Here is a 17,275-nt window from a genome sequence, read left to right on the forward strand (position 1 = left end):
TCGATCTTGTGGATTTCTTGTAATTGGGCGCGCTAGCTGACAGTCATTCCCTGGGTAAGGGAAATCTTGTCCTACAAACATCATAGGCCGGGCGTAGAAGAATATTTATCTCTGTTTCATTGCGCTGGAAGTTATTTGCAGATAAAAAATCTGCATAAACATAAAAAACAGGTTGTTTTGTCTCATGCGCAAACTGGATCGTACCGACATCGGCATTCTCAACAGTCTTCAGGAGAATGCTCGCATCACCAACGCCGACCTCGCCCGTTCGGTGAACCTTTCACCCACGCCGTGCTTCAACCGGGTCAAGGCCATGGAGGAGCTGGGGCTGATCCGCGAGCAGGTGACCCTGCTGGATGCCGACCTGTTGGGGCTGCACGTCAACGTGTTCATTCACGTCAGCCTGGAGAAGCAGGTGGAGGAGGCCTTGCAGCACTTCGAAGAGGCCATCGCCGACCGCCCGGAAGTCATGGAGTGCTACCTGATGGCCGGCGACCCGGACTACCTGATCCGCGTGCTGGTGCCGACCATCCAGTCCCTGGAACGCTTCATGATGGACTTTCTGACCAAGGTGCCCGGTGTGGCCAACATCCGCTCCAGCTTCGCCCTCAAGCAGGTGCGCTACAAGACCGCGCTGCCGCTGCCGGCCAACGGCCTGACCCTGGGCACCTGAGGCTCAGGCGGAGACTCCGCTCCAGAGCCGATCCAGGTTCTTGAACTCCCAGTCTTCCGGGGCTTCGCGAGCGACGATGCGATCCTGGCCGTGGATCTTGGCCAGGTCGACCACGTTCTGTTCCAGGGGCAGGTTGGAGCGGGTGGAGAAGAACACCCGGACCTTGGGCGTCAGCAACGACTTGGGGTTTTGTTCGATCACTACCGCCAGGCGACCGCTTTTCAGGCGCACCAGGGCCCCAACGGGATAGATACCCACGCTCTTGACGAAGGCCTGGAACACCCGCTGACCGAAATGACCTTTCCAGGTGGACATGCGCTGGATCGCTTCGGCCGGGTCCCAGCCACGGTTGTAGGGACGATTGGAGGTCACCGCGTCGTACACATCGCAGACCGCGCCCATCTGCGCGAACAGGCTGATCTGGTTGCCGGCCAGACGGTGCGGATAGCCCGAGCCGTCGGCCTTTTCGTGGTGATGCAGGCATACATCCAGAACCAGCGCATCCACATCGGGGCTTTGACGCAGGATCGCGCCACCGGCTTCGGGGTGCAGCTTGACCCGTTCGAACTCGGTGTCCGAGAGCTTTTGCGGCTTGTTGAGAATGCTGTCGGGGATGGTCAGCTTGCCCACGTCATGCAGCAATCCGGCAACGCCTGCCAGGCGGATATAGTCCTCCGACAAGCCCAATTGCCGCGCCGTGGCCAGCATCAGCGCACAGACCGCCACTGAATGCATGTAGGTGTAGTCATCGGCGTTCTTGAGCCGCGCCAGACTGATCAGCGCATCGGGATGACGCAGCAGCGACTGGCCGATCTGCAGCACCAGATCCTCGGCTTGCTGCATCTCCAGGGCCTGGCCCATGCGCACTTCCTGGAACATCGCCATTACCGCCTTGCGCGAGTGGGCGCAGAGTTTGAGGGCGCGCTGCACTTCCTCATCCATGCTGGCCCGGGGCGTGGGCGCGGTGGCTGGTTGTGCCGTCGGCGGCAGGTCCGGCGTGGTGGTTGCACTGGCCTCGGGCAGGTCGCCACCTTTGCTGGTGTCGATCCACAGGCTGCTGAGGTTGGAGCTTCGCAGGCGTTGCAGGTCGGCATGGCTGTCGAGGACAAAGCCAGCCTTCCAGAAAGAGTGGTCCAGCCAGGAGCCACAGAACTGATGGATGTACATGCCCATCTGCAACTGATGGATCGAAATCAGTTTCAGCATCAACAACACTCCCTTTCAGGGCAGTCGGCCATTGCCGGTCATCTGGCTCCTACAGACCCGTGTAGGAGCCGGATCGCCGGCTAACAGCGCCAGCGCTTTTCTCTACCTGACGTCTTACCGGGCCTGGGCCCGCCTCACAGGGAGAAGCGTGCCACCAGTTTGTTCAAACTCACCGCCAGGGACGACAGTTCATTGCTGGCAATGGACGTCTGGCTGGCGGCGGACGAGCTTTGCAGCGACAGGTCGCGGATGCTCATCAGGTTCTGATCCACCGAGCGCGCCACCTGGGCCTGCTCCTCCGAGGCGGTGGCGATCATCAGGTTGCGTTCGTTGATCTCGCTGATGGCCTGGGCGATATGGCCGATGGCGGCGCCGGCCTCGTGGGCGATGGCCAGGGTCTGGCTGGCATCCTCGCTGCTTTGCTGCATCGACAGCATGGCCTTGCTCGAACCGTTCTGGACGCCCTGGATCATCTGCTCGATCTCCTGGGTCGAGAGCTGGGTGCGGTGGGCCAGGGCCCGCACTTCATCGGCCACCACGGCGAAACCACGGCCTTGCTCGCCGGCCCGAGCGGCCTCGATGGCCGCGTTGAGGGCCAGCAGGTTGGTCTGCTCGGCAATGGCGCGGATCACGTCCAGGACCTTGCTGATGTCCTGGGCCTGTTGCGCCAGGCCGGCCATTTCCACCCGGGTGTTTTCCACGGTGCCGGTGAGCTTCTCGATGGAGTGGATGGTCTGCTCGACCCGCTCCTTGCCCAGCCCGGCGGAGCGCTCGGATTCCTGGGTCGACTGCGAGGCGGACACCGCGTTGCGCGCCACTTCCTCCACCGCGGCGGTCATTTCGTTGACCGCGGTGGCGGCCTGATCGGTCTCCATGCTCTGTTGCTGGATGCCGGCGTTGGACTCACGGGTAATGGCGCTCATTTCCTCGGCGGCGGAGGCCAGCTGGGTCGAGGAATCGGCAATTTGGCGGATGGTCGACTTCAGGTTGTCGAGCATGGACTGGGTGGATTTCTGCAGGTCGGTGAGTTCGTCCTGGCCGCTGACTTCCACCTGGGTCCGCAGGTCGCCCTCGGCGATTTTGCGCGTGGTGGCCAGCAGCGATTGCACCGGGCGGGTGATGCTGCGGGTGAACAGGGTGGCGATGAGCACGGTCAGGACAATCGCCAGGACGATGATCAGCGAGGTCAGGGTCAGGCCACTGTCGAACTGATGGTCGGCCAGGGTCGCCGAGTGCGCGGCACCGCTCTCGTTGATCGCGATCAGGGCTTCGATGGCGCTTTGCAAGGCATTGGCCAGGGGCACCGTGACCTGATTGATGTAGTCACTGCTCTGCTGCGCGGTGTTGGTCTTGCTGGCATCGATCAGCACCGCCAGCTTGTCCAGGTAGTCCTGGGCGCCGCGCTTGACCTGATCAAAGGCGGTTTTCTCTTCGGCGCTGGACACCAGCGGCTCGTAGTCCTTGATGGCCTGGGCCAGGGTGGCTTTCAGGCTACCCAGCTTGTCCAGGGATGCGCCTTTCTGGGCTTCGCTTTCAGTGGCGTAGTGCAGGGCCTCCAGGCGCACACGCAAGGTGGAGGATTCGATTTTCGTGGCTTGCCTGACGCTGGGCAGCCAATTGTTTCGCAGGTCCAGTGCAGCATCGTGAATCTGTCCCATTCTCCACAGCGCCAGTCCCCCCAGACCGACCACTAGTACACAGATAGCGCCAAAACTCAGGAGAGCCCTGGACGTCAGTTTCAAGTTTCTTGTCACCATACAGGCACCTTGCAGGTTGGAGTGATACCGCCAATTGCTTTTCGACTCCTTGTCGCCCTGATAGCACTGTGACTCCAAAGAGATGAAAAATCTGTAGGGATGTAAAAATATTTCTTTGCGTCCAACGCGCTTCAACCTAGCGTCGCCGCAAGGGCGGGTAACCCCGCGGCTTGACCTTTATCAACGCGCTTTTGGCGGTTTTGTAGCAAGCTTGGCGCCTCTCCAATTGCAAAGGAAAAGGCCCATGACTACGCCTCCGACAACGGCGCCCGCGGCCAAGGCTGTACTACCGATTGGATTGCTGATCGCCGTGCTGGCCATGATCGGGGTGCTGTTTCTGCCACTGCCCGCCGACCTGCCGGTGGCCGGCCAGCGGATGCTGGCGATCCTCGCCTTCGCGGTGGTGGTGTGGATCAGCGAAGCGGTGTCCTACGAGGCCAGCGCGATCATGATCACTGCACTGATGGCGTTCCTGATTGGCACCGCGCCGACCCTGCAGGACCCGACCCAGGTCTATGGCAGCTCGGCGGCCATCAGTCTGGCGCTGACCGGGTTCTCCAATTCGGCCCTGGCCCTGGTGGCCGGTGCCTTGTTCATCGCCGCCGCCATGACCCACACCGGCCTCGACCGGCGCATCGCCCTGGTGACCCTGACCCGGGTCGGCACCAGCACCCGGCGCATCCTCATCGGTGCCATTGCGGTGACCATCCTCCTCAGCCTGCTGGTGCCCAGCGCCACGGCCCGCAGTGCCTGCGTGGTGCCGATCATGATGGGGGTGATCGCCGCGTTCGGCGTCGACAAGCGCTCCAATATCGCCGCCGGGCTGATGATCGTGGTGGCCCAGGGCACCAGCATCTGGAACGTCGGGATCCAGACCGCCGCGGCGCAGAACCTGCTGACCGTGGGCTTCATGGACAAGATGCTCGGCCAGCGCGTGGCCTGGCTCGACTGGCTGATCGCCGGGGCGCCCTGGGCGCTGATCATGTCCCTGGTGCTGCTGTGGCTGGTGCTCAAACTGCTGCCGCCGGAAACCGACAGCATCCCCGGCGGCAAGGAGGCGGTGGCCCAGTCCCTGGTGGACATCGGGCCCATGACCGGGCCGCAGAAGCGCCTGCTGGCGGTGTCCCTGCTGCTGCTTTTGGCCTGGTCCACCGAAGGCAAGCTGCACCCCTTCGACACCACGACCACCACCTACGCCGGGCTGGTGATCCTGCTGTTGCCGCGAGTCGGCATCATGACCTGGAAGGACGTGCAGTCGCGCATTCCCTGGGGCACGGTGATCGTCTTCGGGGTCGGCATCAGCCTCGGTTCGGCGCTGCTCAGCACCCAGGCCGGGCAATGGCTGGGCGGGCAGGTGGTGGCCCACACCGGCCTGGACCAGGTCGGGCCTTTGGCGGTGTTCGCGATTCTCGCGGCGTTCCTGATTCTCATTCACCTGGGGTTCGCCAGTGCCACGGCCCTGACCTCGGCCTTGCTGCCGATCCTGATTGCCGTGCTGCAGACCCTGCCGGGCGAGTTCAGCCGCCTGGGCATGACCATGCTCCTGGGCTTTGTCGTCAGCTACGGTTTCATCCTGCCGATCAACGCGCCGCAGAACATGGTCTGCCTGGGTACCGAGACCTTCAATGCCCGGCAGTTTGCCAAGGTCGGGCTGCTGGTGACGCTGATCGGCTACCTGTTGATGCTGGTGTTCGCCATGACCTGGTGGAAATGGCTGGGCTGGATGTAGAGCCCTTCACAGTGACCCGCTGAACACCCGGGTCACGCTGCCGGCCAGGCGCACCTTGCCCTGGCCGTCCCAGCTCACCGTCACCGGCCCGCCGTCGCACAACACCCGCACCGGGCTGTCGAGCAAGCCGCGACGGATGCCATTGACCGCCGCCGCGCAGGAACAGGAACCGGAGCCCAGGGGGATGGCGCCATGGCGCTCCCAGATGCGCAGGCGGATGGTCTGGCGGTCGATCACCTGGATGAAGTGCACATTGGTCTTGTGTGGAAACAGCGGGTCGCTCTCGATCGTGGGACCCAGGGCGGCCACGTCCAGTTGCTCCAGATCGTCGACGAAAAAACTGCAATGGGGGTTGCCCATGCTGCATGCCGCCGGTGTTCCTGGCAGCGGCAGGTGCAGGCTGTCCAGCTCTCGGGCCAGGGGGACGTCCCGCCAGTCGAACGATGGTCGGCCCATTTCCACGGACACCGACTGATCCTCAAGGCGCAGGCAGTGCTGCAGGCCGCGGGCGGTTGTCACCTGCACCGAGGTGGCACCGCTTTCCTCCATCAGCAGGTCGGCGGCGCCGCGGGTGGCGCTGCCGCAGGTGTCCAGGCTGGAACCATCGGCGTTGAAGAAGGTCAGTTGCGCCGCACTCTCGTGGCAATCGCCGAGCACCACCAACTGATTGAAACCAATGCCGCGTCGGCGATCGCCCAGGGCCCGGGCCCGTTCGGCAGTGATCGGGTTGTCGCGGCCACGGGCGTCGATCAGCACGAAGTCGTCGCCATTGGCGTGCATCTTGACAAAGTTCAGCGGCATGCGAGCTCCGGTGGGCGAGGGCAGGCGACGCCCGCTTCGCCGGGCGCCAGCGAGGGCAGGATTGCGAAAAAACGCCACCGGCGCCAGCGCCTTAAAATAAAATTCATCCTGCAAGCCTGGGCACTGCCTGGACGGCGGGTTTTTCCGGCACACTGCCGGAGCACCGCGAACATCGCCGGGCGCTGCAACAGCGGCCGGTACAGCACAAGGTCACGGCATGGATCACTACGCCCCGCGCAACTGGCAGCCCCACGAAAAGCCCAGCTTGCCCGGTTCCCCCTCGACACCGCTGCACCCCGGCCACAAGCGCCTGGCCTATGCCCTGGTGGGCTTGCTGGTGGCGATTACCGGCGGCCTGGGCAACTCGCTGGTGATCGCCAATCTGCCGTACCTGCAAGGGGCGCTGGGGGCGACCACCGCGGAAATGGCCTGGTTGCCGGCGGCCTATGTGATGACCAATGTGTCGATGAACCTGCTGCTGGTGAAGTTTCGCCAGCAGTTCGGCCTGCGTGCCTTCACCGAAGTGTTCCTGGTGCTCTACGCCCTGGTGACCTTCGGCCACCTGTTCGTCAACGACCTGAGCTCGGCCATCGCCGTGCGCGCGGCCCATGGCATGGTCGGCGCGGCGCTGAGCTCCCTGGGCCTGTACTACATGGTCCAGGCCTTCCCGGCGAAATGGCGGCTCAAGGCCCTGGTGCTGGGGCTGGGTACTTCGCAGCTGGCCTTGCCCCTGGCCCGGCTGTTTTCCGAGGACCTGCTGCAGATCGCCGAATGGCGCGGCCTGTACCTGTTCGAACTGGGCCTGGCGCTGACCTCCCTGGGCTGCGTGTTCCTGCTCAAGCTGCCGCCGGGGGACCGCTTTCGCACCTTCGAGAAACTCGACTTCCTGACCTTCGCCTTGCTCGCCACAGGCGTTGCCCTGCTGTGTGCGGTGCTGTCCCTGGGGCGCATCGACTGGTGGCTGGAAGCGCCGTGGATCGGCTATGCCAGTGCCGGTTCCATCGTGCTGATCCTGGCCGGGCTGTGCATCGAACATAACCGCAGCAACCCGATGCTGATGACCCGCTGGCTGGGCAGCGGGGCGATGATCCGCCTGGCCCTGGCGGTGATCCTGATTCGCATGGTGCTGTCGGAACAGTCCACCGGCGCCGTGGGGTTTCTCCAGGCGCTGAACATGAGCAGCGAGCAGATGCGCCTGCTCTACGGGGTGATGCTGCTGGGCAGCATCGCCGGGCTGGCCACCAGCGCGCTGACCATCAACCCGGCGCACCTGTTGATGCCGCTGGTCATTTCCCTGGCGCTGATGGCCGTGGGCTCGGTGATGGACAGTTTCTCCAGCAACCTCACGCGCCCGGCCAACATGTACCTCAGCCAGTTCCTCCTGGCCTTTGGCGGCACCTTCTTTCTCGGCCCGACCATGGTCCTGGGCACCCGCAATGTGCTGACCAACCCGCGCAATCTGGTCAGCTTCTCGGTGCTGTTCGGCATCTGCCAGAACCTCGGCGGGCTGATCGGCTCGGCCTTGCTCGGGACCTTCCAGATCGTGCGCGAGAAGTACCACTCCAGCCATATCGTCGAGCAGTTGACCCTGCTCGATCCCCAGGTCCTGGCCCGGGTGCAGAGCGGCGCGGCGGCCTACGGCAAGGTCATCGCCGACCCGGACCTGCGCACCCTGCAAGGCATTCGCAGCCTGGCCAGTGCGGCCACCCGCGAAGCCAACGTGCTGGCCTATAACGATGTATTCATGCTGATCGCGGTGATTGCCGTACTCACCATGCTCTGGATATTCATCCGCAGCCTGTGGCTGATGAGCACGACCCGAGCGGTCGCGCCCGCGGCTCCCGTTCAACAAAGTGGTGCCCCAACTTCATGAGCGAAACCGTCAACCCCACCACCAATGCCATCGCCTCGACTCCCGAGCCCAACGGCCCGCCGAGTCTTCCGGCGACCGAGCCGCGCCCGCTGGCGGTGCGCATCCTCTCGTCCCTGGGCTTTGCCGCCATCGCCATCGTCGGTGTGCTGATCGTGCTCTATGCCTGGCAGCTGCCGCCGTTTTCCAGCGCCATCGAAAGCACCGAGAACGCCCTGGTGCGCGGGCAGGTGACCATCATCGGCCCGCAGCTCAGCGGCTATGTGTTCGAGGTGCCGGTGCAGGACTTCCAGCAGGTCAAGGCCGGCGACCTGCTGGTGCGCCTTGACGACCGCATCTATCGCCAGCGCCTGGACCAGTCCCTGGCGCAACTGGCGGTGCAGAAGGCGGCCCTGGCCAATGCCCTGCAGCAACGCAACAGCGCCGAAGCCACGATCAAGCTGCGCCAGGCCGCTCTGGTCGACAGCCAGGCCCAGGCGCGCAAGAGCGCGGCCGACCTGCAACGCAACCAGGCGCTGATTGCCGACGGTTCGGTGTCCCAGCGTGAGCTGGACGTGACCCGCGCGGCCAACGCCCAGACCGTCGCCGCCGTGGCCCAGGCCCAGGCGCAACTGGACATCGCCCGCCAGGACCTGCAGACGGTGATCGTCAACCGCGGCTCCCTGGAAGCGGCGGTGGCCAGCGCCGAAGCCGCGGTGGAGCTGGCGCGCATCGACCTGTCCAACACCCGCATCCTCGCGCCCCGCGACGGGCAACTGGGGCAGATCGGCGTGCGCCTGGGGGCTTACGTCAACTCCGGCGCCCAGCTCATGGCCCTGGTGCCGAACCAGCTGTGGGTGATGGCCAACATGAAGGAAACCCAGATGGACAACGTCCGGGTCGGGCAGCCGGTGAGTTTTACCGTGGACGCCCTGAACCACCGCACATTCAGCGGCAAGGTGCAGCGGATTTCCCCGGCTACCGGTTCCGAATTCGCCTTGTTGCAGGCCGACAACGCCACCGGCAACTTCGTCAAGATTGCCCAGCGCGTCCCGGTGCGGATCAGCGTCGACCCGGATCAGCCGGAGTTGGAGCGGTTGCGGCCAGGGTTATCGGTGGTGGTCAGCATCGACACCTCCGTCACGCCTTGAACCCTCTCGCCGTGGATCTTCTGTAGCCGCTGCCGCAGGCTGCGACCGGCTGCGCAGCAGACGCCAAGGATGGCGCTCCACCGCAATGCTCCAGACCAGGAGGGGGAGGCCTTGAGATCGCTGAAGGTCCTGCGGACCTTTTCGCAGCCTGCGGCAGCGGCTACAGAGGCGCGGTGCGCGGGAGGCTATGCCGCCTGCATCGGCGGTAAGGTGCCCAGTAACGAGACGGCGGCCACCGCCGCCACGCCCAGCAACCACTCCACCAGCACGCTGCTGCGCAGGCTCGACAGGCGCTGGTCGCAGCCGCGGATGCGCAGGCGATTGAACAGCGCCAGCCCGAGCATGCCCGCCACCAGCAGCACCTTGATCAGCAGGATCAGGGCAAAGCCGCTGAACAATGGCATCGGCCACCACTGTCCGGTGAGCACCCGCACGTTGATCAGGCCGGTGATCAGCAAGCCGCTGACCAACCCATAACCCACGCCGCTGAAGCGCTTCAACAAGGGCTCGAGAGACAGCCCCGCGTGTTGGCGCAACACCAGCAACAACACCAGCAAGCCCCCCAACCAGATGGCGACGCAGCTTAAATGCACGATCTGATTGAGGATCAGCATCTGCCCCTGCAGCCCATCGAGCATGGCGCCGTGACCCACCGGAGCCAGGGTGGCCAGGAGCAGGGCGCCGAGCCCCAGTTGCAGCGGCAGGCGCCGGCCCAGCGGGCTCAGCAGCAACCCCAGCAACAACAAATTGAGCAGCAGATGCCAGGTCCAGACCTGACCGAAGAAGGTCTTGCCCAGCACCAATTGCACGGTCGCCGGGTCCAGCGCCGCCGACCAGGAGCCGGCCATGCTGGCGGTGATCAGCAACAGCCAGCACAGGCCGCTGCAAAGGCCGATCAGCGTCAACCAGCGGCTGAGCCGATCGAGCTGTCGATGCACGGCGCCATGGCCGTTCTGTGCTGAATCACGGCCCAGCAACAGCGGGCGAAACACCCAGGCCCCCACCAGGGTCAGTACTACCGCAAAGTGCACGAAGCGGCACAGCACCAGCCATGACGCCACGGCTTACGGGCTCACCTTGAAGCTGTAGCTGCCTTCGCTCTTGTGGGTGTCCACCGACACCGCGTGCCACTCCACCTTGTACTCGCCAGCGCGCAGCGGCGTGGCGGCCGGGGTGACCACCAGGGTCTTCTTGTCCGCACCTTCGGTGGCCAGGCTTTTCACTGCGAGGGGGGCACCGTCCTTGCTGATCGTCACTTGAGTGAAGGCCGCTTCCACGCCTTCGGTGAACACTAGGCGCAGTTCATTGGGCGCGGCCACGCTGCTGTCGGCCGCCGGGTTCGAGCTTTTCAGATGGGCGTGGGCGAATACCGAGGAGGCGCCCAGCAGCGAGGCGAGCAGGGCGGTGGTGGTGAAGAGGTTTTTCAGTGACATGAGAGGGTTACCTTTATATAGAGGGCAGGGGCTCAACGATCGCGCAACTGCATGTGGATGATCGGAAACGGCCGGCCTTCGCCATCGGTTTCCGAGCGGCCGCAGTCGACGAAGCCGTAGTGACGATAGAAACCGTGGGCCTGTGGGTTCTGTTCATTGACGTCGACCTTGAGGCCGGGACGGCGAACGTGATTCAGAAGCGTTCGACCGATGCCCTGGCCGCGTTGGGCCGGTTCGATGAACAGCATCTGTACGGTGTTGTCGCTGGTGGCGATAAAGCCTGCGGGGCTGGCGTCGGGGTTTTCGAAGACCCAGGTCTCAAGGGCCGGCAGGTAGCTGTCGCGTACCAGCGGGTACAGGCGCTGGATGTCGTCTTCAGCAATGAAGTCATGGGTGGCGCGTACCGAACGCTCCCAGAGCGCGGTCAGCAGGGCGTCGTCCGCAGCGACGCGAGGGCGAATCGTCATGAGTGTGTTCCATCAGTAACAGGACAGATGGCCGGCGGTGGGGCAGGGCCGGCATTCGGGCAGAGACCTGTATGCCCGTGTCGCGAGTTAACGCCTGGACGGAGCACCGCAGTGGCTGCTGCAAATGAGCGGGAGGCCGATCCTACTCAATCCGGCCGGGCGGCGAAAGACCCATCGGCGGCGCGCAATGTCGCGGCCCTGACAGCCCCCGCAAGACCCGGGCGAATGCTAGTCTTGCCGCAGACTGTTTTCGTAGGAGCCCTCATGGGCAATCACAAGATCGAGATTCGTCGCAGCAACGTGGAAAAGATCCTCCTGGCGGCCGAGAAAATCTTCGCTGAAAAAGGCTATGCCGGGACCGCCATGGCCGACATCGCCGAAGAAGTGCAACTGCCGCGTTCCAACCTGCACTACTACTTCAGCACCAAGAACGAGCTGTACAGCGCCGTGCTCATGGACCTGCTGGACCTGTGGAAGCAGGACGCCCTGTGCTTCGAGATGTTCGACGACCCGCGCGTGGTGCTCAGCAGCTACATCCGCGCCAAGATGCAGCACTCGCGCAGCCGGCCCTATGGCTCCAAGGTTTGGGCCAACGAAATCATCCATGGCGCGCCGACCCTGGGCGCGGCGCTGGATGCCAGCCTGTACGACTGGGCGAAGATGAAGGAAGCCAAGATCCGCCAATGGGTCGAGGCTGGACGAATCATGCCCGTGGAACCGTCGAGCCTGCTGTACATGATCTGGGCCTCGACCCAGCATTACGCCGACTTCGACCACCAGGTGATGATCCTCAACGACCACCAGCCGCTGTCGGACCTGCAATTCGAACGCGCGGTGCAGACTGTCACCAGCGTCATCCTGCGCGGCATCGGCCTGGAGCCCTGAGCAACAGCAGCGGCCACACGACCCCCCCCGACCCTCCGCAATTCCTGTAGCCGCTGCCGAGCCTGCGAGGCTGCGAAAAGGCCCGCAGGGCCTTGCTTGGCGATCGTCCGCCAATCCTCTGTTGGCCTCAAGAACGCCGCGAGCGTACCGCTCGTTCGCAGCCTGCGGCAGCGGCTACACGAAACCATCCGATCCCCGCAATTCCTGTAGCCGCTGCCGAGCCTGCGAGGCTGCGAAAAGGCCCGCAGGGCCTTGCTTGACAGTCTCCCGCCACTCCTCTGTTGGCCTCACGAGCACCGCGAGCGTACCGCTCGTTCGCAGCCTGCGGCAGCGGCTACAAGTGGTGCGGTGTTACACGGCTTCGCGGTAGGGGTTGCGCGGGTCGTGCTGCCAGTCGAGGAAGGGTTTGCCCGTGTCCTGGGGCACCATTTCGATGCAGTCCTGCACCGGGCAGGTGATCTGGCACAGGTTGCAGCCCACGCATTCGTCGTCGATCACTTGATAGGTGTGGGTGCCGTCGGCCTGGCGGATGCTGGCAATTGCCTGGTGCGAAGTGTCTTCGCAGGCGATATGGCAACGGCCGCAACCGATGCACGCCTCCTGGTCAATTTTTGCGATCACCTGATAGTTGATGTCCAGGTACTTCCAGTCGGTGGTGTTGCCCACCGCGCGCCCGGAGAAGTCCTGCAGGCTGTGGTAGCCCTGGCTGTCCATCCACCGCGACAGGCCGTCCTTCATCTCGTCGACGATGCGAAAGCCATGCAGCATCGCCGCCGTACACACCTGCACCGCGCCGCAGCCCAGGGCCACGAACTCCGCCGCATCGCGCCAGCTGCCGATGCCGCCAATGCCGCAGATCGGCAGGCCGCGGGTCTGCGGGTCACGGGCAATCTCGGCCACCATGTTCAGGGCAATCGGCTTGACCGCCGAGCCGCAGTAGCCGCCGTGGGTGCTCTGGTTGCCCACCATCGGGTGGGCCACCATGCGCTCCAGGTCGACGCTGGTGATGGAGTTGATGGTGTTGATCAACGACACCGCATCGGCGCCGCCGCGGTGGGCGGCGCGGGCGGCCATGCGGATGTCGGTAATGTTGGGCGTCAGCTTGACGATCACCGGCAGCGAGCAGTAGGTCTTGCACCAGCGGGTCACCTGCTCGACGTACTCCGGCACCTGGCCCACCGCCGCGCCCATGCCGCGTTCCGGCATGCCGTGGGGGCAGCCGAAGTTCAGCTCGATGCCGTCGGCACCGGTGGCTTCCACCAGGGGCAGGATGGCTTTCCAGGATTCCTCGACGCAGGGCACCATCAGCGACACGATCAAGGCGCGATCCGGCCAGTCCTTCTTCACCTGGGTGATTTCCTTGAGGTTGATCTCCAGGGAACGGTCGGTGATCAGCTCGATGTTGTTGATGCCCATGACCTCGCGGTTCGGTCCGAAATGCGCGGAATAACGCGACGAGACGTTGACCGCCGCCGGGTCCTCGCCCAGGGTTTTCCAGACCACACCGCCCCAGCCGGCCTCGAACGCGCGAACCACGTTGTAAGCCTTGTCGGTGGGCGGAGCGGAGGCCAGCCAGAACGGATTGGGGGCCTTGATACCGGCGAAGACAATCGATAGATCGGCCATTTACGCAGCCTCCACATTGAGCATGAGTTGGGCATGCATGGCTTCTGCGGCCAGCTTGCCGTGTTGTACCGCCTGCACCGTCAGGTCCTGGCCGAGGCTGACGCAATCGCCGCCGGCGTAGACCCCGGGAATGCTGGTGCGCAGCTGTTCGTCCACCTGGATACGTTCCCCGCAACGCTGCAGTTCCCGCGCCAGTGGATCGGCCAGGGCACTGCCGTCGAACGACTGGCCGATGGCCTTGAAGATCGCGTCGGCCGCCAGCTCGAAGGTTTCCCCGGTGTGTTGCAAACGTCCCTCCAGCATTCGGGTGCGGGCGAAGCGCATGCCGCGCACCCGGCCCTGGTCATCCAGCAGCACGTCTTGCGGTGCGGCCCAGGTCAGCAGGCGCACCTGATTGGCCTTGGCGATCTCCTGCTCGTGCCCGGTGGCGCCCATGTCCTCGACGCCCCGGCGGTACACCAGGTTGACGTCCCGGGCGCCGAGGCGGGCCATTTGCACCGCCATGTCGATGGCGGTGTTGCCGGCGCCGAGGACGATGCAGCGGTCGGCCAGGGGCAGTTGGCTGAGGTCGTCGGCCTGGCGCAGCTCGCGGATGTAGTCGGTGGCGGCCAGCAGCCCGGGGGCGTCTTCATGCTCCAGCCCCAGCTGCTTGCTGGCGGCCAGCCCGAGGCCGAGGAACACCGCATCGAACTCCTGATGCAGTTGGCTCAGGCTCAGGTTGGCGCCGAGTTTATGCCCGTGGCGGATCTCGATGCCGCCAATCCCCAGCAGGAACTCCAGCTCCTGCTGAGCGAAGTCGTCCACCAGCTTGTACTTGGCGATTCCATATTCGTTGAGGCCGCCGGCTTTCTCCCGGGCTTCGAAAATCACCACGTCGTGGCCGTGCAGGGCGCTGCGGTGGGCGCAGGACAAACCCGCCGGGCCGGCGCCGACCACGGCGATGCGCTTGCCGGTGGGCGCGGCGCGTTGGAACGGGTGCTCGGTGAAGTGCGCATTGTCCAGGGCATAGCGTTGCAGCAGGCCGATCAGCACCGGCGCGCACTCTTGGGCGTTGTTGCGCACGCAGGCCTGCTGGCAGAGGATTTCGGTGGGGCAGACCCGGGCGCAACTGCCGCCGAGGATATTGGCCGAGAGAATCTTCTGCGCCGCGCCCTGGACGTTGTCGGTGTGGATATTGCGGATGAACGAAGGAATGTCGATCTCGCTGGGGCAGGCGTTGACGCAGGGCGCGTCGTAGCAATACAGGCAGCGCGAGGCTTCCAGATGGGCCTGGCGGGCGTTGAGTGGTGGCGCCAGATCGCTGAAATGACCGGCGAGGGTAGCGCCGTCCAGGGTCGGGTGGGGCAAGTGGTTCAAGGTCTTGATCACGGTTTTGGCCTCACGGTTTTTCATCTGCCTCTGACGGGCATGGGTGTTCACGAAACTGCTAGCTGTCCTGTCGTCCTGCCATCCTGCCATCCTGCCATCCTGCCATCCTGCTGTCCTGTAGCCGCTGCCGAGCCTGCGAGGCTGCGAAAAGGCCCGCAGGGCCTTGCTTGACGGTCTCCCGCCAACCCTCTGCTGGCCGCAAGAACGCCGCGAGCGTATCGCTCGTTCGCAGCCTTCGGCAGCGGCTACACGAAGCCCCGATCCCCGCAATCCCTGTAGCCGCTGCCGAGCCTGCGAGGCTGCGAAAAGGCCCGCAGGGCCTTGCCTGGCGATCTCTTGCCAACCCTCTGGTGGCCTCAAGAACGCCGCGAGCGTACCGCTCGTTCGCAGCCTGCGGCAGCGGCTACACGAAGCCCCGATTCCCGCAATCCCTGTAGCCGCTGCCGAGCCTGCGAGGCTGCGAAAAGGCCCGCAGGGCCTTGCTTGACGGTCTCCCGCCAATCCTCTGCTGGCCTCAAGAACGCCGCGAGCGTGCCGCTCGTTCGCAGCCTGCGGCAGCGGCTACACAGAGCGTGGATTGGCATTGGGGCATTCCGGGATCAGCGTTTGACGGCGGTTGGTTTGTGCTGCTCGGCGCGCTTGCTCAACAGGTCGAACACCGCCGGGTAGGCCGGGCGTTCGATGTAGCGACCGGCGCCGCGTTCGGCTCGCAGGTCGCCGTCGGCCCACACCAGCTTGCCCTGGCTGATGGTGTGGCTGGGCACGCCGCGCACGGTCTTGCCTTCGAAGATGTTGAAGTCCACCTGCTGGTGGTGGGTCTTGGCGGAGATGGTCCGCGTGCCTTGCGGGTCCCAGAGCACCAGGTCGGCATCGGCGCCGACGCGGATCGCGCCCTTGCGCGGGTAGAGGTTGAAGATCTTCGCGGTGTGGGTGGAGGTCAGGGCCACAAACTCCTGCATCGACAGGCGTCCGCTGTTGACCCCTTCATCCCAGAGCACGGCCATGCGGTCCTCGATGCCGGCGGTGCCGTTGGGGATCTTGCTGAAGTCGTCGCGGCCGGCGGCTTTCTGCTCGGCGCAGAAACAGCAGTGGTCGGTGGCGGTGGTGTGCAGGTTGCCCGATTGCAGGCCGTGCCACAGCGCTTCCTGGTGGCCACGAGGGCGGAAGGGTGGGCTCATCACGTAACCGGCGGCGGTCTGCCAGTCCGGGTCGCGGTACACGCTGTCGTCCAGCAGCAGGTGGCCGGCCAGCACTTCACCGTAGACCGGTTGGCCCTTGCTGCGGGCGTAGGTGATTTCGTCCAGCGCCTCTTTGGTCGAGACGTGCACCAGGTACAGCGGCGTGCCCAGGGTTTCGGCGATACGGATCGCCCGGCTGGCGGCCTCGCCTTCCACTTGCGAGGGCCGCGACAGCGGGTGGGCTTCCGGCCCGGTGATGCCCTGGGCCAGCAGCTTGCGCTGCAGGTGGTACACCAGCTCGCCGTTTTCCGCGTGCACCGTGGGCACCGCGCCCAGTTCCAGGCAGCGCTCGAAGCTGGCCACCAGGGTGTCGTCGGCGGCCATGATGGCGTTCTTGTAGGCCATGAAGTGCTTGAAGCTGTTGATGCCGTGGTGCTGCACCAGCTCGGCCATTTCCTCGCGCACCTGTTCGCTCCACCAGGTGATGGCCACGTGGAAGCCGTAGTCGCTGGCGGATTTCTCGGCCCAGCCGCGCCACTGGTGGAAGGCCTCCAGCAACGACTGCTGCGGGTTGGGAATCACGAAGTCGATGATCGAGGTGGTGCCGCCTGCAAGACCTGCCGCCGTACCGCTGAAGAAGTCTTCGCTGGCCACGGTGCCCATGAAGGGCAGTTGCATGTGGGTGTGGGGATCGATGCCGCCGGGCATCAAGTACTGGCCGCTGCCGTCGAGTACTTCACAGCCGGCGGGAATATCCAGATTGTTGCCGATGGCGCGAATTAGACCGCCTGCGCAGAGTACATCGGCTTTGTAACTTTCATCATGGGTAATAACGGTGGCGCCACGGATCAACAGAGACATTCCGAGTTCCTCGCAGGCATGACCGACTGGTGCCGGTTCTAACTTTTTTATTGAACGCGCTGACAACTTAATAATCCTGTCAGCGGTGTCAGGATTAGAAGCTAGCCGGAGTTCAAAGAAACAGCAAGAATATTTTATATAAGCTTATATTCGATTTAACTTATTGAAAAATAACGATAAATAATACAAATCCGCAAAATGGTGCGGCTCATCACCATTTTGACGCACTTGACAGGATCGAAAAATAGTCGAGATTTCCTATGTCAAATCAGCTGCTTGAGGAGTCGTGAG

The 17,275-nt window shown here is 64.2% G+C and carries 14 protein-coding genes; 5 read left to right on the forward strand and 9 right to left on the reverse strand.

Features of this window, described 5'->3' with window-relative positions; genetic code table 11:
• The first annotated feature begins 184 nt into the window (after nt 1–184).
• Nucleotides 185–673, forward strand: coding sequence for a Bkd operon transcriptional regulator BkdR (gene bkdR, locus ACMGF8_RS18175; RefSeq protein WP_060838848.1), 489 nt, complete (start codon nt 185–187; stop codon nt 671–673).
• Between the two features lie 3 nt (nt 674–676).
• On the opposite strand, the gene ACMGF8_RS18180 is transcribed toward bkdR, so the two are convergent.
• Together ACMGF8_RS18180 and ACMGF8_RS18185 are read right to left on the reverse strand one after the other, a co-directional pair.
• The gene (locus ACMGF8_RS18180) at nt 677–1,879 is read right to left on the reverse strand and encodes an HD-GYP domain-containing protein (RefSeq protein WP_102864403.1); all 1,203 of its coding nucleotides are present in this window, start codon (nt 1,877–1,879) and stop codon (nt 677–679) included.
• A 134-nt stretch (nt 1,880–2,013) separates the two neighbouring features.
• On the reverse strand, nt 2,014–3,636 hold the full coding sequence (locus ACMGF8_RS18185) for a methyl-accepting chemotaxis protein (RefSeq protein ID WP_102864589.1): 1,623 nt from the start codon (nt 3,634–3,636) through the stop codon (nt 2,014–2,016).
• 244 nt (nt 3,637–3,880) lie between these two features.
• Between ACMGF8_RS18185 and ACMGF8_RS18190 the strand changes: the two genes are divergently transcribed.
• Nucleotides 3,881–5,365 (forward strand): DASS family sodium-coupled anion symporter, encoded by a 1,485-nt coding sequence (locus tag ACMGF8_RS18190; RefSeq protein WP_102864404.1) that lies wholly within the window; start codon nt 3,881–3,883, stop codon nt 5,363–5,365.
• A 6-nt stretch (nt 5,366–5,371) separates the two neighbouring features.
• On the opposite strand, the gene dapF is transcribed toward ACMGF8_RS18190, so the two are convergent.
• Nucleotides 5,372–6,166, reverse strand: a complete 795-nt coding sequence (dapF, locus tag ACMGF8_RS18195) for a diaminopimelate epimerase (RefSeq protein ID WP_416756917.1) — start codon at nt 6,164–6,166, stop codon at nt 5,372–5,374.
• A 217-nt stretch (nt 6,167–6,383) separates the two neighbouring features.
• Between dapF and ACMGF8_RS18200 the strand changes: the two genes are divergently transcribed.
• Together ACMGF8_RS18200 and ACMGF8_RS18205 are read left to right on the forward strand one after the other, a co-directional pair.
• A complete protein-coding gene (locus ACMGF8_RS18200; RefSeq protein ID WP_110653438.1) occupies nt 6,384–8,039 on the forward strand; it encodes an MFS transporter in 1,656 nt (551 codons plus the stop codon).
• On the forward strand, nt 8,036–9,166 hold the full coding sequence (locus ACMGF8_RS18205) for an HlyD family secretion protein (RefSeq protein ID WP_115582244.1): 1,131 nt from the start codon (nt 8,036–8,038) through the stop codon (nt 9,164–9,166). Before ACMGF8_RS18200 ends, ACMGF8_RS18205 begins: the two co-directional genes overlap by 4 nt.
• A 185-nt stretch (nt 9,167–9,351) precedes the next feature.
• Here the strand turns inward: ACMGF8_RS18205 and copD are convergent, their stop codons facing one another.
• From copD to ACMGF8_RS18220, 3 genes are read right to left on the reverse strand one after another with little or no spacing between them, the layout of a single operon-like run.
• Entirely contained in the window at nt 9,352–10,227 is an 876-nt protein-coding gene (copD, locus tag ACMGF8_RS18210) for a copper homeostasis membrane protein CopD (RefSeq protein ID WP_416756918.1), read from the reverse strand.
• A gap of 3 nt (nt 10,228–10,230) precedes the next feature.
• Entirely contained in the window at nt 10,231–10,599 is a 369-nt protein-coding gene (copC, locus tag ACMGF8_RS18215; protein ID WP_102864408.1) for a copper homeostasis periplasmic binding protein CopC, read from the reverse strand.
• Nucleotides 10,600–10,631: 32 nt separating this feature from the next.
• Nucleotides 10,632–11,066 carry a GNAT family N-acetyltransferase gene (locus ACMGF8_RS18220; protein ID WP_102864409.1) on the reverse strand — a complete coding sequence of 145 codons (435 nt, stop codon included), beginning with the start codon at nt 11,064–11,066 and terminating at the stop codon, nt 10,632–10,634.
• Between the two features lie 264 nt (nt 11,067–11,330).
• Between ACMGF8_RS18220 and ACMGF8_RS18225 the strand changes: the two genes are divergently transcribed.
• Nucleotides 11,331–11,951 (forward strand): TetR/AcrR family transcriptional regulator, encoded by a 621-nt coding sequence (locus ACMGF8_RS18225; RefSeq protein WP_102864410.1) that lies wholly within the window; start codon nt 11,331–11,333, stop codon nt 11,949–11,951.
• 351 nt (nt 11,952–12,302) lie between these two features.
• Here the strand turns inward: ACMGF8_RS18225 and preA are convergent, their stop codons facing one another.
• From preA to hydA, 3 genes are all read right to left on the reverse strand, one after another.
• Nucleotides 12,303–13,577: an NAD-dependent dihydropyrimidine dehydrogenase subunit PreA gene (gene preA / locus ACMGF8_RS18230; protein WP_102864411.1), complete on the reverse strand. Its 1,275-nt coding sequence runs from the start codon at nt 13,575–13,577 to the stop codon at nt 12,303–12,305.
• Nucleotides 13,578–14,945 (reverse strand): NAD(P)-dependent oxidoreductase, encoded by a 1,368-nt coding sequence (locus ACMGF8_RS18235; protein WP_416760329.1) that lies wholly within the window; start codon nt 14,943–14,945, stop codon nt 13,578–13,580. It lies immediately after the preceding gene.
• Nucleotides 14,946–15,544: 599 nt separating this feature from the next.
• Nucleotides 15,545–16,984, reverse strand: coding sequence for a dihydropyrimidinase (gene hydA / locus ACMGF8_RS18240; protein ID WP_123393296.1), 1,440 nt, complete (start codon nt 16,982–16,984; stop codon nt 15,545–15,547).
• Between the last annotated feature and the right edge of the window lie 291 nt (nt 16,985–17,275).

Origin of the sequence: Pseudomonas sp. BNK-7 (assembly GCF_048072025.1) — a bacterium.
GTDB classification, from domain to species: domain Bacteria; phylum Pseudomonadota; class Gammaproteobacteria; order Pseudomonadales; family Pseudomonadaceae; genus Aquipseudomonas; species Aquipseudomonas danubii.

What these genes read in the sequence shown, in the direction of transcription:
- bkdR (WP_060838848.1), top strand. Translation starts at nt 185, where the DNA reads ATGCGCAAACTGGATCGTACCGACATCGGCATTCTCAACAGTCTTCAG.
- ACMGF8_RS18180 (WP_102864403.1), bottom strand. Translation starts at nt 1,879, where the DNA reads ATGCTGAAACTGATTTCGATCCATCAGTTGCAGATGGGCATGTACATC.
- ACMGF8_RS18185 (WP_102864589.1), bottom strand. Translation starts at nt 3,636, where the DNA reads ATGGTGACAAGAAACTTGAAACTGACGTCCAGGGCTCTCCTGAGTTTT.
- ACMGF8_RS18190 (WP_102864404.1), top strand. Translation starts at nt 3,881, where the DNA reads ATGACTACGCCTCCGACAACGGCGCCCGCGGCCAAGGCTGTACTACCG.
- dapF (WP_416756917.1), bottom strand. Translation starts at nt 6,166, where the DNA reads ATGCCGCTGAACTTTGTCAAGATGCACGCCAATGGCGACGACTTCGTG.
- ACMGF8_RS18200 (WP_110653438.1), top strand. Translation starts at nt 6,384, where the DNA reads ATGGATCACTACGCCCCGCGCAACTGGCAGCCCCACGAAAAGCCCAGC.
- ACMGF8_RS18205 (WP_115582244.1), top strand. Translation starts at nt 8,036, where the DNA reads ATGAGCGAAACCGTCAACCCCACCACCAATGCCATCGCCTCGACTCCC.
- copC (WP_102864408.1), bottom strand. Translation starts at nt 10,599, where the DNA reads ATGTCACTGAAAAACCTCTTCACCACCACCGCCCTGCTCGCCTCGCTG.
- ACMGF8_RS18220 (WP_102864409.1), bottom strand. Translation starts at nt 11,066, where the DNA reads ATGACGATTCGCCCTCGCGTCGCTGCGGACGACGCCCTGCTGACCGCG.
- ACMGF8_RS18225 (WP_102864410.1), top strand. Translation starts at nt 11,331, where the DNA reads ATGGGCAATCACAAGATCGAGATTCGTCGCAGCAACGTGGAAAAGATC.
- preA (WP_102864411.1), bottom strand. Translation starts at nt 13,577, where the DNA reads ATGGCCGATCTATCGATTGTCTTCGCCGGTATCAAGGCCCCCAATCCG.
- hydA (WP_123393296.1), bottom strand. Translation starts at nt 16,984, where the DNA reads ATGTCTCTGTTGATCCGTGGCGCCACCGTTATTACCCATGATGAAAGT.